The sequence below is a fragment of the Alkalihalobacterium chitinilyticum genome, assembly GCF_029028005.1.
Lineage (GTDB): Bacteria > Bacillota > Bacilli > Bacillales > Bacillaceae_F > Alkalihalobacterium > Alkalihalobacterium chitinilyticum.
On record NZ_JAOTPO010000014.1, the window covers coordinates 58,447 to 75,304 of the forward strand.

At 35.3% G+C, this 16,858-nt stretch carries 15 protein-coding genes and 2 pseudogenes; 15 read left to right on the forward strand and 2 right to left on the reverse strand.

The features are described 5' to 3' along the window. The 12 genes and pseudogenes from N7Z68_RS17830 to N7Z68_RS17885 all read left to right on the forward strand — a co-directional run. Positions 1–1,221: pseudogene (locus tag N7Z68_RS17830) on the forward strand (hypothetical protein); the annotation flags it as partial. Positions 1,222–1,226: 5 nt separating this feature from the next. Then, the gene (locus N7Z68_RS17835; RefSeq protein WP_275119833.1) at positions 1,227–1,871 is read left to right on the forward strand and encodes a DUF443 family protein; all 645 of its coding nucleotides are present in this window, start codon (positions 1,227–1,229) and stop codon (positions 1,869–1,871) included. Between the two features lie 23 nt (positions 1,872–1,894). Then, a pseudogene (locus N7Z68_RS17840) lies at positions 1,895–3,190 on the forward strand (T7SS effector LXG polymorphic toxin); the annotation flags it as partial. A gap of 5 nt (positions 3,191–3,195) precedes the next feature. Then, the gene (locus tag N7Z68_RS17845) at positions 3,196–3,837 is read left to right on the forward strand and encodes a DUF443 family protein (protein WP_275119834.1); all 642 of its coding nucleotides are present in this window, start codon (positions 3,196–3,198) and stop codon (positions 3,835–3,837) included. Between the two features lie 94 nt (positions 3,838–3,931). Continuing rightward, on the forward strand, positions 3,932–4,234 hold the full coding sequence (locus N7Z68_RS17850) for a DUF4176 domain-containing protein (protein WP_275119835.1): 303 nt from the start codon (positions 3,932–3,934) through the stop codon (positions 4,232–4,234). A gap of 269 nt (positions 4,235–4,503) precedes the next feature. Continuing rightward, on the forward strand, positions 4,504–5,304 hold the full coding sequence (locus tag N7Z68_RS17855) for a hypothetical protein (RefSeq protein ID WP_275119836.1): 801 nt from the start codon (positions 4,504–4,506) through the stop codon (positions 5,302–5,304). A gap of 1,530 nt (positions 5,305–6,834) precedes the next feature. Continuing rightward, positions 6,835–7,017, forward strand: a complete 183-nt coding sequence (locus tag N7Z68_RS17860) for a hypothetical protein (RefSeq protein WP_275119837.1) — start codon at positions 6,835–6,837, stop codon at positions 7,015–7,017. A 23-nt stretch (positions 7,018–7,040) separates the two neighbouring features. Further along, positions 7,041–7,862: a hypothetical protein gene (locus N7Z68_RS17865; protein WP_275119838.1), complete on the forward strand. Its 822-nt coding sequence runs from the start codon at positions 7,041–7,043 to the stop codon at positions 7,860–7,862. Positions 7,863–8,059: 197 nt separating this feature from the next. Next, positions 8,060–8,863 (forward strand): hypothetical protein, encoded by an 804-nt coding sequence (locus tag N7Z68_RS17870; RefSeq protein ID WP_275119839.1) that lies wholly within the window; start codon positions 8,060–8,062, stop codon positions 8,861–8,863. Between the two features lie 20 nt (positions 8,864–8,883). Next, positions 8,884–9,342, forward strand: a complete 459-nt coding sequence (locus tag N7Z68_RS17875; protein WP_275119840.1) for a hypothetical protein — start codon at positions 8,884–8,886, stop codon at positions 9,340–9,342. Beyond that, on the forward strand, positions 9,339–9,782 hold the full coding sequence (locus N7Z68_RS17880; protein WP_275119841.1) for a DUF5085 family protein: 444 nt from the start codon (positions 9,339–9,341) through the stop codon (positions 9,780–9,782). Before N7Z68_RS17875 ends, N7Z68_RS17880 begins: the two co-directional genes overlap by 4 nt. Positions 9,783–10,056: 274 nt before the next feature. Further along, the gene (locus N7Z68_RS17885) at positions 10,057–11,256 is read left to right on the forward strand and encodes a class I SAM-dependent rRNA methyltransferase (RefSeq protein WP_275119842.1); all 1,200 of its coding nucleotides are present in this window, start codon (positions 10,057–10,059) and stop codon (positions 11,254–11,256) included. A gap of 53 nt (positions 11,257–11,309) precedes the next feature. On the opposite strand, the gene N7Z68_RS17890 is transcribed toward N7Z68_RS17885, so the two are convergent. After that, the gene (locus N7Z68_RS17890; RefSeq protein WP_275119843.1) at positions 11,310–11,729 is read right to left on the reverse strand and encodes a VOC family protein; all 420 of its coding nucleotides are present in this window, start codon (positions 11,727–11,729) and stop codon (positions 11,310–11,312) included. A 93-nt stretch (positions 11,730–11,822) separates the two neighbouring features. Here N7Z68_RS17890 and pgmB point away from each other — a divergent pair, with 93 nt between their 5' ends. After that, positions 11,823–12,500 carry a beta-phosphoglucomutase gene (pgmB, locus tag N7Z68_RS17895; RefSeq protein WP_275119844.1) on the forward strand — a complete coding sequence of 226 codons (678 nt, stop codon included), beginning with the start codon at positions 11,823–11,825 and terminating at the stop codon, positions 12,498–12,500. Between the two features lie 117 nt (positions 12,501–12,617). Then, positions 12,618–13,961: an aspartate aminotransferase family protein gene (locus N7Z68_RS17900; protein ID WP_275119845.1), complete on the forward strand. Its 1,344-nt coding sequence runs from the start codon at positions 12,618–12,620 to the stop codon at positions 13,959–13,961. A 51-nt stretch (positions 13,962–14,012) separates the two neighbouring features. Here N7Z68_RS17900 and N7Z68_RS17905 read toward each other — a convergent pair whose 3' ends face one another. Next, the gene (locus N7Z68_RS17905) at positions 14,013–15,314 is read right to left on the reverse strand and encodes a globin-coupled sensor protein (protein WP_275119846.1); all 1,302 of its coding nucleotides are present in this window, start codon (positions 15,312–15,314) and stop codon (positions 14,013–14,015) included. 184 nt (positions 15,315–15,498) lie between these two features. Between N7Z68_RS17905 and N7Z68_RS17910 the strand changes: the two genes are divergently transcribed. Further along, positions 15,499–16,827, forward strand: coding sequence for a polysaccharide biosynthesis protein (locus N7Z68_RS17910; RefSeq protein ID WP_275119847.1), 1,329 nt, complete (start codon positions 15,499–15,501; stop codon positions 16,825–16,827). Positions 16,828–16,858: the final 31 nt, after the last annotated feature.

Sequence of the window (16,858 nt, forward strand, 5' to 3'; positions counted from 1 at the left end):
TATGAAGCACTAGAAGTACAGCATGAAACAGTGAATAACACCATTCGCAGTGTTTCAGATATTAGCAGTGCCACAACTCCCTCTTTCGGTTTCGTTAGGAATGATAATGATACGGGGGTTAATGTAGGTGAGAATTTACTAGACGATTTAAATTCTTTCACAAGCATAGGTCGAAGTAGCACTTCGCAAATAGAGAGCCTATTACAAGAAATCAAAACAACGTTAAATCATGCGGGTGCTGTAAGTGGTAGTGCTAGATTTACGGATTACAAAGGTACATCAGCAACTTCAGGATTGGCAATGCTTAAAGAGTATAATAAAAAAATAGAGCAATATTCTATTAAAAATATGTCTATATCTGAGATTGAGCAATTAAAGGACGCTGCATTAAAAGATATGGATGAGACAACTCAAAAGATTTTAAATAGTGCTTTTACTGATCTGAAAAATGGAGAAATTGATCGGGAGACTTACTATAGTATCTTCACAACGATGAAAAAGTCTACTAAAAATTTAAGTGAAGGAGAACTAAAGGAAGAAGTACCAGAAGCCGTTATTCAATATATTTTTAATAATAGTGGCAAGATCGGTATTGATTTAGCAGTGAATACTACCGCAGGAGCAGTAAAATATATTGGGTATCAAACGAAAGAGATAGGAAAATCAGTAGGAGGAATCGCAACGCAAATAAAGAGTATAGGGGATTTATTTAGTAAGCTTTCAAGTAATGTAGGTAATGCTGTAACAACTGTTGGGAACTTTACAACGAAAACATCTAACGTTATCACGGAAACAGGTAAATTCGTGAAAAATGCAGGCAGATCTTTAGGTGGAGGATTTATAGCTGTTAGTGCTGGTTTCGGATTTTATGAAGACGTGACTGAAAAAGGTAAGACAGTTGGAGAGGCTATAGCGCATAATGGAGCAAGTGTCGCGTTTGGAATTGGGGGGAGTGCGTTAGGTTCAGTTGCTGTAGTACTAGTGCTAGGTTCTAATCCAGTTGGCTGGGCAACGGTAGCTGGTGTAGCTGCAGGTGCAGTTGCAACATGGGGTTTTAATTATGTGTATGATAACAATATTTTGGGGCTTCAAGGTGGATTAGATGCTGTAGGTAGGAAGTTGGACGATATCGGTGAATCGATAGGAACTTTTACAAAGGGTGCTGGAGAGGCTATTAGTAGTGGATTAAATGCAATTAATCCGATGAATTGGGGATGGTAAAATATATGAAGTGTGAAGTGCAAAGAGTAAAAAATAATCCAAGGTTTAGAATTTTAAAGATAGAAGGGAATACCTACATTATAGATTTGAGCCAGTCCATATGGAAAATAATATTCCCATTTTTAACATGGGTCATTCCAAATAAAATATATAAAGTGGATGAAGGAGAGATTAGTAAATTGCAAGTGTTAGGAAAAGACAAATCGAAAAATACCATACCTATTTTATTAACAGCAGGGATTGGAATATTCTTAGGAAATTTACTTACTGTCTTGACAGATTACCTTGAGCTTGGAAGTACTCCTGTGTTTAACGTAGCTCTTTCTGGGATTGTAATCATTTTATTATTTGGTCTTCGTTCATATCTTAGCAATTTAAATAAACAAAAGTTTTATAACGTTATTACACTAGATAAAACTTTACAAGAACGTATTTGGATTAACCCAAAGTCACTGAAGCATTTTATGCAATGTTTTTTTTATTATGTATTTTCCTTAGGAATTAGTTTATTGTTTTTCCTAGTATTTATTCAGGATGGTAATTTGGTCCCTTTAATTGTTGCTACAACGTTTTTGTTAACAATGCTCGTAGCTAATGCAATGACAGTATTAGAAGGAAGTACTACAGTGAAATTTAAGAAAGGCAATTAAGTTAATAAAAAGAAGTAGATGAAAGTAGTCAAACAATTATAAAAAGTGACTATGTTAGGGACACCATGGAAGATATTATTGAACGATATGAAGCACTAGAAGTACAGCATGAAACAGTGAATAACACCATTCGCAGTGTTTCAGATATTAGCAGTGCCACAACTCCCTCTTTCAGTTTCGTTAGGAATGATAATGATACGGGGGTTAATGCAGCTGAGAATTTACTTGACGATTTAAATTCTTTCACAAGCATAGGTCGAAGTAGCACTTCGCAAATAGAGAGCCTATTACAAGAAATCAAAACAACGTTAAATCATGCGGGTGCTGTAAGTGGTAGTGCTAGATTTACGGATTACAAAGGTACATCAGCAACTTCAGGATTGGCAATGCTTAAAGAGTATAATAAAAAAATAGAGCAATATTCTATTAAAAATATGTCTATATCTGAGATTGAGCAATTAAAGGACGCTGCATTAAAAGATATGGATGAGACAACTCAAAAGATTTTAAATAGTGCTTTTACTGATCTGAAAAATGGAGAAATTGATCGGGAGACTTACTATAGTATCTTCACAACGATGAAAAAGTCTACTAAAAATTTAAGTGAAGGAGAACTAAAGGAAGAAGTACCAGAAGCCGTTATTCAATATATTTTTAATAATAGTGGCAAGATCGGTATTGATTTAGCAGTGAATACTACCGCAGGAGCAGTAAAATATATTGGGTATCAAACGAAAGAGATAGGAAAATCAGTAGGAGGAATCGCAACGCAAATAAAGAGTATAGGGGATTTATTTAGTAAGCTTTCAAGTAATGTAGGTAATGCTGTAACAACTGTTGGGAACTTTACAACGAAAACATCTAACGTTATCACGGAAACAGGTAAATTCGTGAAAAATGCAGGCAGATCTTTAGGTGGAGGATTTATAGCTGTTAGTGCTGGTTTCGGATTTTATGAAGACGTGACTGAAAAAGGTAAGACAGTTGGAGAGGCTATAGCGCATAATGGAGCAAGTGCGGTAGCAGGTTTAGCAGGAGGGGCAGCTGGGACAATTTTGGTGACTGGTTTAGCAACTTTTGTCACAGTTAGCAATCCTATTGGTTGGGCAGTAGTAGGTAGTGTTGCAGTTGGGGCAGTTGCAACATGGAGTTTTAATTATATGTATGATAACAATATTTTAGGGCTTCAAGATGGGTTAGATGTTGCAGGTAGAAAGATAGATGATATTAATGAATCTATTGGAGCTATAGTAAAGGGTGCTGGAGAGACTATCAGTAGTGGATTAAATGCGATTAATCCGATGAATTGGGGATGGTAAATTCTATGAAGTGTGAAGTGCAAAAAGCTACGAACATAAGGTTTAGGATTTTAAAAATTGAAGGAAACACTTATATATTAGATATGAGCGAATCCATTTGGAAAATTGTATTTCCATTTTTAACATGGATCCTTCCACATACCATCTATAAAGTCGATGAAGAGGAGATTAATAAGAAGTTAGAATTTCCTAGAGGCTCTCAAAAAAAAATGAACATAAGTATTTTATTTATAGCAGGGATCGGAATTTTCGTAGGGAACTTACTAACCGATTTGACAGATTATTTTTATATTCCAAGTACAACTTTGGTTAATAGTATAATTGCCACATTTGTAATGTTGCTGATCATCTTAGTACGCTCGCTTTTAAGTAATAGGAATAAAAACCAATTTTATAAACTTGTTGCACCAAATTTATTATCGAAGGATCGTATTTTTATAAGACCAATGTCACTTAAACATTTTATTCAATGCTTGTTTGTATACATTTTTTTTCTAGTATTTTTCATAGCTACATTTATACTGTTTATTACAGATGGTAATCTGATGTTAATCGTTTCTGCGACTATTTTTGCAATGGCATTATCAGTTACGAATGTTTTATATGTATTTGTGGGGCATACTACAGTGAAATTCAAGAGAAAATAATGTGAATCAATTCAAATTGAAAAAGAAAAAATGAATGCCAGTTGGATCACACTTAAAAAAATCAAAAATAAAAGAATAAAAAGGAGAGACTAGTATGTTACCAATCGGTTCAATTGTATATCTTAAAGAAGGCACAAGTAAGCTTATGATTTTAAATAGAGGTCCGATTCTCGAAGCAGATGGAGAGAATAAAATGTTTGATTATTCCGGGTGTTTTTACCCACAGGGGTTAGTTCATGATAAAGTTTTCTACTTTAACCATGAAAATGTCGATGAAGTTATATTTGAAGGATATCAAGATGAGGAGGAGCAACGTTTCCAGAGGTTGTTTCATGATTGGAAAGAAGAAAATAAAGGTAGTTATGTTAAGGGGAAAGTAGATGGACCACTTCTTTAATACACCGTGTTTTATTTAGTTGGTTAGAATACAAGATTTATAGGGTATGAGTTCTTATCTTAAAATTATTGATCAGGTGATGGTGCTACAGGTGCATATAGAGGAGCCTTGTCATGTGCATTGCCTGTAGCAGGAACAGTATTGATATCAATTAACTTGCATAGGAGCAATTGTTGTTGCTGGTTTAGAAATAATTATAAATGGTGAATTAATTGTGTAATTTGGAAATTTATAAAGAACAAGATCGTATGAGGGTGTTGTTTAGTTAAATGATTTTAAAAAAATTTAATGAGCAGGATTATTTAGTATTAAGAATACCTTTTGAAACAAATAGACAGAGTCCATCATCACTAGGAAGAGTATTTGTATTATGTATTTTCTGTCAAGCTTTATTACTTTTTCTAGAGTTCTATGTAGCTGGGTATTCCGTATTTCCCCATATAGATCAGATTGTATGGTTGCATCTCGTTTTGTCTGTTTTATTGACAGTTGTTTCAATTTTCTTTTCTGTTCCCAAAATCTATAATAAATATCAAAAAAGTCAGTATCTAATCAGTATCCTTATTTCACATAATCTCTTTACTATATCGACCTTTATTTTGCTTTTTGCTTGTCTCGGAACTATGGTTACAAGCAATAATGATGCTATTCAGTTACAAGTCCTAGCAACCGTTATGCTATGGTTAGGTTTACTAGTATTCCTAGTTACATGTATTCGATTTTATATTTTATTGAAAAAGGGTCATTATCGAAAAGGTTCTGCTAACGATCGATTAAGAAGTAAATTTGATACAAAATCTTATTTACCCACTGTTATAATAATTAGCTTAGGCTTTTTTTATATTATGCAATTCCTCTTTAGACAGGTTGACATAGCTCAAATGGATTTATTATTTATTATTGTGATTTTAATACTCATATTTTATGTAATGTTATTTGTTCTTCCAGAGCAACTAGTTATTCTATATTGTAAATATCGTTTCAAGAGTTTTATTTTTGAGTCAAATGGCAAGTATTTAATTTCCGTACAAGACACACAGGAAGTGGAAAAATCCTCCTTTAACAAATGAGAATATAAAAGGCTGGAGCAGTATTTGAAAAAGAGTGCTGAAGTGAAATTTAGAATTATGAAAACCAGAACCACGAGGCCACTATGTTCATCATTATGGATTATAAAGTACTTAATTAGCCCCCATTTTTGGTTATGAAATTTAGAAAAGTATAAGATTAAGGATTAAGAATTACTATTACAAGGATTTGATGGGATAAAGGCTTTTTAGCTGTTAATATCCATCACAGGTGATCTAGATGTTAAAGAACCTATCAGAAAAAGATTTTGTGGTGCTAAGAGGACCGTTTGAATCCGGCAGACAGGCCCCAGGTCCCTTAGGAGTAGCAATACTTTTATTTCTTTTTATTCAACCATTATTCCTATTTTTTGAATATGATTTAGGTGTATATTCTGTTTACCCGTATACAGATGAGATAATCTTTATCCATTTCACTATAACTGGAATTCTGATGGTTTTATCAATAATTTTTTCAATATCAAAAGTATATTTACGCTTTCAAAAAACGCAGTACTTGTTAAGTATTTTAGTATCTCAGAACGTTGGCCTAGTAGCTTCTTTTATTCTAACGATTATGCTTTTAGGAGAAAGTGTTTCTGATATGTATCCACTGCCTACACAATTTTTAATTAGTTACACGGTTATTACTTTATCGGTAGGAGTTTTATTATTTTTATTCACGTGCATTCGTTTCTACATATTAATTAAGAAAGGACAGTATAGAAAAGGTACATCTAAGGATCAACTTAGGAGTAGGTTTGAAACTAAATCATATCTCCCGATGGTCCTTTTATATAGTACAGGTCTGGTATTAGTGCTCCAATACCTGTTTAGAAATACAAGCTTTGTACAGTATGAGTCCATCTTCATAATTGCTATTTTTTTAATGATTTTTTACACGATGATATTTGTTCTTCCTGAACAGCTAGTTATGCTCTATTGTAAACATCGTTTTAAAAGCTTCAATTTTGAATCAAATGGTAAGTACTTAATACCCTTACAAGAAACACAGGAGGATAAAAAGTCCTTCAACAATTGACAGTAGTAAGGATAGAACTCTGCAGATACAAATTTTGCAGAGTTTAACCGCTATTAGCGTCTAATGTTTATTGCTAAGATCTTTATTCTCTTGAAATAGCTCGTAATTCTTTATTATATGTATTTTATCTTGAACTATTGGGTTAAGGTTCTTTACTTGCTACCTATGGGGTAAAGGCACTAGATACATAATAATTGATCAAAGGTGATCTATATTGTTAAATAACCTAACAGAAAAAGATTTTGTAGTACTAAGAGGACCGTTTGAATCCGGTAGGCAGGCCCCTGTCTCACTTGGAGCGAAAAGTGGGGTAATAGACCATTTACAGATTTATTAAAAAAGAGCACATCTACTGCATCAAAAATAGCGAAAGGCGCAGGGGGTTTGGTATCGGTTTAAGTGTATATTCAAACTACGATACTGCTAAAGAAGATGGAGTAACAGGGAAAGGTGCTACTACAAAGAGAGTAGTCGTAGATACGGCGATTGATTTGGTAGTAGGCGGAGGGATACAAGGTGCAGCAACTGTAGCTGGAACAGTATTGATTCCAATCCCAGGTGTTGGGACAGCTGTGGGTGCGGGACTTGGAATAGCTGTAAACTGGGCATTAAATAAAAACTGGGGTACTAGTGAGAAGTCAATAATGGATAAAATAAAAGGAGGGTTTCGTTAAGTAATTAAGGGGTGATGTAATTTATGTTGTTAAAAAACTTTGAAGAAAGAGATTTTGCCGTATTGCGTAGACCATTAGAATCAGGAAGACAAAGTCCCAGGAATATTGGCGTAATTCTTTTAGTTGCTGGTTTGTTTTGCCAAGCTATATTGTTATTTTTAGGATATGAAATAAGTCAACATTCGATTTATCCATATGCTAGAGAAATATTTTACATTCACTTAGGTGTTTCTCTGATACTTGCTGTTATCTCAATATTGTATGCGATACCAGCTATTTACAGTAGATTTCAAAAATCACAGTACTTTGTTTCTATTGTAATATCTCAAAATTTATTTGGTGTATCCCCATATTTATTAGTTCTAATTATGATAGGGGCAGATTTGCCAGTTATCGTTACAGATAACATTAAAGAATCGTTACTAGTATTTACCTATGTGACTCTCACTGTTGGAGTAATCGTTTTAATCTTAACATCTATCCGTTTTTATTTTTTGTTAAAAAGGGGAGCTTATCGCTTAGGATCAAATAAAGATCAAACTCGAAAAAAGTTCGAAAAAAAGTCGTATTTGCCGGCAGTTATAATTGGGAGTACCGCACTTGTGCTGATTATGCAATACCTTCTAAGGACTCTTAATTTAGAGAACTTTGATACTGCTTTAATAGTGACTTTGCTATTATTGATTTTTTACACGATGGTATTTGTTCTTCCTGAACAGTTAGTTATCCTTTATTGTAAGTTTCGTTTTAATAGCTTTAATTTCGATTCAAATGGTACGTACTTAATTTCCTTACAAGAAACAGCAACGGAAGATGAAAAGTCTTCCCAAAAGAAGTGGCAATAATAATGTCAAGAATAGAAAGATTGTTCTAAATAACATAAATTTTAAAGTTTTATTGGTCTAATGTTTTTCTCAGCCTATGATTTATACTTGTATCGACATAAAATGATTTCTTGTAATATTGATTAGATTTACTTTTGCTAGGTACCGATGAGATATTGGTTCGCAGGATGTATAATAACTCATCAGAGGTGATCTAGATGTTAAAGAACCCATCAGAAAAAGACTTTGTAGTACTTAGAGATCCATTGAAATCTGGTAGACAGGCACCTGGATCTTTAGCAGGTGCTATGATGATTGGGGGTTTTTGTCAAGGATTGATGGTTTACTTCACTCATGATATAGGTAGGGATTCTAAGTTACCTTTCACAAATTACCTAGTCAACATTCACCTATGGGTAACGGTCATTTTAATAGCGTTAACGATAGTGTTCTTAGTTCCATATATATATATCAATTTTCAAAAAACACAATACCTTATAAGTATTTTAGTAATTCAAAATTTAATGACATTTTCATGGTATGTTTTAGCATTATTAATAATAGGAGCCTCAATACCCTATGACTCCCGTTTGGAAAATGTAATGACGTATATATACATCACGTTAATAGTAGGAATTTTATTGTTTATTGTGACGTGTATTCGTTTTTATATTCTATTGATAAAAGGAAAGTACAGAGAAGGGTCTTCAAGAGACCAGTTGCGTCAAAAATTTGAAGGAAGATTAAATATGTCTGCAATTATTGCAGGCAGTGTTGGCTTTGGATTTATTATGCAATATGTAATAAGAACGCTTGATTTTGTAAATTCTGGAGATGTGTTAATAGTTGCTATAGGTTTATTAATTTTCTACACAATGATTTTTATCCTCCCAGAACAGCTCGTCATTCTTTATTGTAAATACCGCTTTAAAAGCTTCAATTATAGAGTGAGTGGTAAGCGTTTAATTCTTAATTCTCTGCAAGAAACGGAGGAAGATGAAGAGTTTTCTCTTACAAAATGATAATAGAAAGGATGAGCTGAATGATAATTGAAAAACGAGCGCTTCAGTTTGATAATCTATTAGTTTATGAAAAAACGCAGTTGCGTACGGATTGGCAGGAAGGTTTTTTTATGATGGAAGATTTATTGCTTTCGGGAGGGATTTATAAAACAGGACCTGTTATTTTCTCTGTTGCACCTACAGAAGGGGAAAATTCGTATGGGCATTTTACATATTACTTACCGATTAATGAAGCAGTTCGCTTGGAGAATGAACCTCAGTTCCGGTTTGAGCCTACTTTCCAGGTAGAGGATGCCCTTGTGCTACGACAAGCGAACGAAGAGGTTGATTTTCAAGCTGCATACGAGAAAGTAAGAGAGTATGCGAGTGAACAAGGCATTCTGTTAGAAGAGACCTTTTATTGTGTGTTACTCGAGGTGTATGGCGATATAATTATTGATTTGTATGTTCCTATTCAACGGCGAGGCGATCAAACATGATAGAAAACCATAAGATCGCCTATCGCAATGTAGTCTCGAAGTATTATCAATTCATCCCTGAAGAAATTGCACTAGCGTTTGATGACTTTGGAGCATTCTTGGAGAGGTATAACTATCATCCAACGGGTACAGTTTTCTTCTCTATTATGAGTGAGCCTACGGATGAAGTGATGACAGCGGAAATCTTTTTTTCAATTGAGGAAGAACAATTTAGTGTTGATTCAGATGATTATTTGCGTTTTCGAAGCTATTTTTCGGTAAGTCCAATGTTAATGACACGAGTAGTAGGGAATATTGATGAGCAAGCACAGGTCAAGTATTGGGAGTTAATCGAGCGTCTGAACCAACTTGGGTTAGAGCAAGCAACCCCTATTTTCGTAGAATATAAAAGAATGCATTCCGATAAATCATATATTGAGATGAGTGTTGGATATCGATAATCCTTTGACGAGGTTGATAATTATTTGAGTGAAAATTAGTATGGCCAAGGATAGAGGAATATTATCAATCTTTCACTGGATACGGTGTTTATCGATAATTTTAATTTCCAATGGATGTAGAGGAATAAGTAACAGAAAGAATGGGCAATCAGTTGGTTGCTCATCTTTACTGTGTAAAGGTAGATGTATCTTATGAACGCAGGTGATTTTCGTTGTTTAACGAGAGTGTTGCGGTGTTATAATTGAAATAGACCATAAAATAAAGGATGAAACGATGAGCCAGGAAACGAAATTGAAAATAAAACAAAAGTTTGTTAATGAATATAAAAACGGGTATCCGTTGCTATCAAAAGAAGCCGTTAGTAACTTGAATGACGTTAAAGTTGAAGGAACAATTGTTCAACTAGTTGATGAGAAAAACCGATTTATTGCTAAAGGTTATTACGGAAAACAAAACAAAGGGTTTGGCTGGGTTCTTTCAAAAGATCAAAATGAAACTTTCGATCAAACATTTTTTGAAGCTAAACTCTCTGAAGCATTGAAACATCGAAGTCACTTATTCAATGACCCAGAAACGACGGCATTCCGAGTGTTCAATGGGGAAGGTGATGGCATCGGTGGTTTAACGATCGAGTACTTTGACGGTTACTACTTAATTCATTGGTACAATCAAGGGATTTATGAATTTAAGGATGAAATTATTCGAGCGCTTCAAACGGTTGTAGAGTTTAAGGCGATTTATCAAAAAAAGCGATTTGCAACAGCTGGTAAATACATTGAGGAAGATGATTTTGTTACAGGTGAACAAGGTCAATTCCCTATTTTTGTTAAAGAAAATGGCGTACGCTTTGCGATCTACTTAAATGAAGGAGCAATGGTCGGAGTGTTTTTAGACCAGCGTGACGTGAGAAAAGCCATTCGGGACAAGTATGCGAAAGGAAAAACGGTGTTAAATACCTTTTCCTATACGGGTGCCTTTTCCGTTTTCGCCGCTCTTGGGGGCGCTAAGAAAACGACGAGTGTCGATTTAGCTAATCGTAGTATGAGTAAGACGATTGAACAGTTTAGTATTAACGATATTGATTATGAAGCACAGGACATTATTGTCGAAGATGTTTTCCATTATTTTAAATATGCGGGAAAGAAACATTTAAAGTTTGATATGGTCGTTTTAGATCCTCCTAGTTTTGCAAGGTCCAAGAAACATACGTTTAGTGCTGCAAAAGATTATACGAACTTATTGAAAGAAACGATTGCCATTACAGAAGATAATGGTATTATTGTAGCCTCTACTAATTGCAGTTCGTTTGGAATGGGTAAGTTTAAAAGTATGATCGAAAAAGCATTTAAAGAAATGAATGGGAAGTTTAAGTACTTGGAAGAGTATTCGCTACCAAGTGATTTTAAGACAATAAAAGAGTTTCCAGAAGGGAACTATTTAAAAGTCGTATTTCTTAAAAAGATAAAAGGTTAAAATGAAGTACCGTGCATGTATTTGGGCACGGTACTTCATTTTATGAAAGTTGTTCATGATTGACCTGGATAATCACAATATTCTAAGATAGTTCCTTCTGTATCAGCAGGGTTTAAGTAAATTAATCTTCGTCCATGCTTATTGATCCTTAGCGTATCTTCTAATGTTCGAATTCCGTGTTGTTTCAATTCTATTAAAGCCTCATCAAGGTTATTTACTCGATATGCGATATGATGAACACCTTTGCCTTTTTGTTTAATAAACCGGGCAATAGGTGAAGTCGTATTATTTGTTGGAGCTAATAACTCGACTTTATCGCCATTTATATCGAAAATGGCAATTTCACTCTCAACACCTTTGGCATCACTTCTATATCTGTCTATTAGTGTCCCGCCTAATATGTTCGTGTAAAATGTAATGCTTTTATCTAAATCTCTTACAGCTATACCGATATGGTCAATTACTTTTTCCACTTGTTCCACTCCTATAATTTAAAGTTTGACACGATTTAATGTATTGTTTAGTATAATCGATTTATTCTATTTTTGTTAGAGAGGGAGGTTTTTATGAAGCAAACTTATCATGCCGTAATTTTCGACCTAGACGGAGTACTCGCTGATACAGTGGAATACCATTACTTAGCAACAAAACGAGTAGCCGACGAGTTAGATATCCCTTTTGATAGAGCGCTTAATCAAAAAATGCAGGGAATGAGTCGAGCTTCGTTGATTGAAGCACTTGTTAAAAATAGTGAATATTCATTTACTGCAAAGCAGAAAGAAAAACTAGGCAATCGCAAGAATGAATACTATCAACAACTGATTGGACGCATTACACGTGAAGACATCTTACCAGGGATGGCCAACTTTCTCGAACAATTAAAACAAAATGACATAAAGCTAGCCATCGCCTCTGCTAGCTCGAACGCAAAAACCGTGTTAAGCCATTTAGAAATCAGCCAATTTTTTGAGCACATCGTCGATATTCGAGATGTCCAAAAGATGAAACCTGACCCGGAAATTTTCTTAAAAGCAGCTGATGCTCTGCGAGTTCCATACGAGAATTGTATTGCTATTGAAGATAGTGAAGCTGGAATTAAGGCAATTAAACAAACACCGATGTTTTCAATTGGGGTAGGTACTCATGCAGCGGTAAAAGCAGCCGATTGGCATGTGAATGACACGAGTGAAATTACATATGAAAAGCTGACACGGAACATTTTCCTTTATCCAGTCATCAATTAGTTTATGTTACATAGCTTCTAATAAGGGTAGTTTCAAATAAACGTTAGAAAAAGCATGTTTGTAAACCAAACGGCAACACCCTCAAACGATATAAAAAATTGAGGAGGCGACGTTTACATGACTGAGAAGGACAGAGTGTTAGCTAAGGATGAGAAGTATGTATGGCATGCAATGAAGCCGTATAACCCTGAGGCTACAATGGTTGTTCAGGAAGCAAGTGGGGCTTGGATAACAGATACAGATGGAAAAAGGTACTTAGATGCGATGGCCGGATTATGGTGTGTTAATGCAGGGTACGGGAGAACGGAATTTGCCGATGCAGCCCATGACCAGTTGAAAAAGTTAGCGTATTATCCGTTAACACAAAGTCATTTGCCTGCGATTGAATTAGCTGAAAAGCTTAATAATATGCTTGAGGATGATTATGTTTTCTTCTTTTCGAACAGTGGATCTGAAGCGAATGAAACGGCTTTTAAAATTGCGAGACAGTATCATGCACAAAAAGGAGATCATCATCGACTTAAGATCATTTCTCGATATCGTTCGTACCACGGGAATACGATTGCGACTTTAGCTGCAACAGGGCAGGCTCAACGTAAATATAAGTATGAACCGTTAGCTTCGGGCTTTATCCATGTCCCGCCGCCAGACTCGTACCGCTGGCCGGAAGATTCTTCTGCCAGACCAAGAGAATTAAAGTCGGTTCAAGCTATAGAACAAGTCATGACTTGGGAGCTAAGTGAAACGATTGCTGCTGTGATCATGGAGCCGATTATTACAGGCGGCGGTATTTTAATTCCACCCGATGGATATATGACAGGGGTTAAAGAAGTTTGTGAAGAACATGGCGCTCTGCTAATGGTCGATGAAGTAATTTGTGGTTTTGGAAGAACGGGTAAGCCATTCGGTTTTATGAATTATGGAGTCAAACCAGACATCATAACGATGGCCAAAGGCATTACAAGTGGGTATTTGCCATTAGCAGCAACAGCGGTGAAGCGGGAAATCTATGAAGCATTTAAAGGCTCGGAGGAATATGATTATCTTCGTCATGTGAATACGTTTGGCGGGAGTCCAGCTTCTTGTGCAGTTGCTCTTAAAAATCTAGAAATAATGGAAAAAGAAAACCTGTTTGAGCGCTCCAAGCAAGTGGGAGAGCAAACGCTGACAAAGCTCAGAAATGCAATAGCTGATCACCCGAATGTTGGTGATGTTCGAGGAAAAGGTCTGTTAATGGGTATCGAGCTAGTAACCTGCAAAGAGACGAAAGAGCCTCTTGATGTAAAACGAGTCAATCAAATTTTAAGTACTTGTAAGAAAGAAGGAATTATCTTAGCGAAAAACGGAGCAACGGTAGCAGGGTATAATAATGTGATTTCCATTTCACCTCCACTAACTATTGAAGAAAAAGATCTTGATTTCCTGATTTCAACCGTTAAAAAGGCGATTGGTCAATGGTAAAAAGAGAGTAAAAAAAACAGGCATAGCGCCTGTTTTTTCTTTAAGAATTTACTAATGTGCATTTAGGTTTTCAGCCTTTTCCGTTAACGACGTTGATAAGTAGGCGAGGCTTCCTGTAGCTGTATTAATTTCCTGAATGGCAGCAACGATTTCATCAATATCTTTTTTGTTGTTTTGAAACATTGTTGAGTATTGATCCATTTCCATTCCAACAGTTGTTAAGCCGTTTTTGACGATTTTTAGACTGCTATTTGATGTTTCAGTAGATTCGGTCATGAGGTTCATTGTATTCGTTAAACTAGTGATGTTTGCGTTACTTTCTTTTACAAGTGTAATAATGTCATTGCTAAGCTGTTTAGAAGATTCAGCTAGTTTACGTACTTCGGTTGCAACAACAGAAAAGCCTTTCCCGTGTTCCCCTGCACGTGCTGCTTCAATAGAGGCATTTAAAGCGAGTAAATTGGTTTGATCGGCAATCTTTTCAATTTCAGCGGTCATCGTGTTAATTTGATTTGATATCGATTTCATATCCTCAATTTTTTCTAACGAGACATTCACTTCTGTCATTAAAGTAGAAAAGGAATTCTCCATCTCAACCATATCATGTTCACTTTTTGTCATTAAGTTTTTAAGGTTTTGACTGCTTTTAACGGTACTTTCAGTGTCGTTCCCAATCCTCACAGCTTTTTCAGCCGTTTCCGTCGTTGTTGCTTCAGTTTGCTCAATAGTCGCAGCTAACTCTTGGCTGATAGCTGTTAATTCCTCTTGAAGCTGGTAGTTTGCGTGATTGAGAGATTCGATTTCATTGATACGGCTTTGAATATATGTTTCAACAATCATTTGAGAGTCAAAATTAATGGCATGTGTTACAGCTATAATAGCCCTGCCCAGTTTTTCCGGTTCATGTTCGAGATGCTTTACCAGTTGGGGGATCAGCAAGGTTTGAAATAGTTGGTACGTAGCTAAAAACCACCCGATAGGAAGCGCTCCTTTATTATGAGCCCCGCCAATTCTTTCACGTTGTAATATGTATTGATCGTTTATTTCTCCGGAGAATACGGACCTTAAGTAAAACTGAAACACTTCAAATAATCGTTCACGTGAAGAATGAGTTGTTGCTATTTTTTCAAGCATTGGAAATTTTAACACATGGTCTAATGTCTTGTTCAGTAGTTCATCAGATAATTGTAAGATGACTGGCTGTAATTCTTTTAATAAGAGAGCATGTTCTTTATAAAATGTCATGTACTGAAGGCGTAACTCTTTTTGTTTATCGGATAGTTTAAAAGATTCCCCTGATGGAAGTTCTAGTTTTGGTCGATATTCTTCCTTCTTTTTTAATTGAAATAACATCCCATCCCAACCTTTCTAGGTTTATCGTACTAGGTCTTGTGATATAAATATATAACATATGTATAAGTTTTGTCTATGGTTAAATAAGAGTTTTTATATAAAAGATAAAATTATAAATAGAATAAGATATTATCTAGACTTGTCTCATATCTATATAGAAGTATGTATAGATAAGGAGAGTCTCATGAGAACATTTTTTAAAGGTGCACTTCTGTTAGTTATTGCGGCATTTTTGAGTGAGTGCCTTGAGTTTATTATTAACATGGTATTGGCCAGGGAATTAGGGGATGAAGCGCTAGGGCGTTATATGTCCATTCTCCCAACGATCATTTTAATTGTGGTTCTCGCTAGTATAGAACTGCCAATATCGATTTCTAAGTTTATTGCAGAGCAAGATAAAAAATATCATCTCAACATGTTGCAACATACACTAAGATTTACGTTGTTATTCACGATTATTTTTGTCCTGCTTGTTACAGTTGTTCTACCGTTTATTCCTGTGTTCGATCGTTATCATCCGATGATCCGCTGGCTGATTATCTTATTAATCCCCATCATCTCTTTGTCCTCAGTAGCTAGAGGATACTTTATGGGCTCGCATAGAATGGGGAAGATTGCCTTATCTAATTTTTTACGACGCGCAGCTCAACTGATATTATTAGTGATCTTATTCCAGTGGTTTAATTTTGAACATGAATTAGCGATTCTCATAGCAATTTGTACGTTAATTGGCAGTGAGTTAATTGTATTTCTATATCTAATAACCGCCTATTTTTTACAGTTAAATTCTTTGAAAAAAGAGCCTAGTGAAAAGATAAGTGGAAAGACCGTACGACAGCAATTGCTAGCCGTTTCTATTCCAACGACTGGGGTTCGAATTTTCCATGCGGTAACATTTGCTATAAAACCTTTTTTAATTAAAGCTGCTTTACTTAATTCAGGGTTAACTGAGGCAGTAGCAATGGCCCAATATGGTAAATTAGCAGGTGTGGCCTTTACGATCGGTTTCTTTCCTGCATTTATTGCGCATTCCTTATTAATTGTTCTTATTCCGACGGTTTCTGAAGCCTATGCCAAACGAGACTTTATCAAACTACAAACACTATTACAGAAAGTAATGCTGTTTACTTTCTTTTATGGACTCGTAGCAGTCATTATTTTCTATGTGTATGCTGAGCCGCTAACGACCTTGTTCTTTGAGTCGTCTCGAGCATCGGGATACCTGCAGCTATTATGTCTTTACTTTTTATTTCACTATTTCGTGATGCCGATGCAAGCATATTTAATTGGTCTTGGACTGGTAAAGGATGCGTTTCTTCATGCAGTTTGGGCAACAATTATTTCATTTACTTTAATGTATTTCCTTGGTTCAATGGAGCAACTGCAAATGGAAGGTATCATCATAGGAATGAACACAGGGGTTGTATTATTAACTTTGATGCATTACGTTACCATTTGTAATAAAATAGGATCAACATTACTGTTGCGGGCACCATCTCATTTTAAGTATTAATGATGTTTTTCTTTTATAGATTTAGGCAATA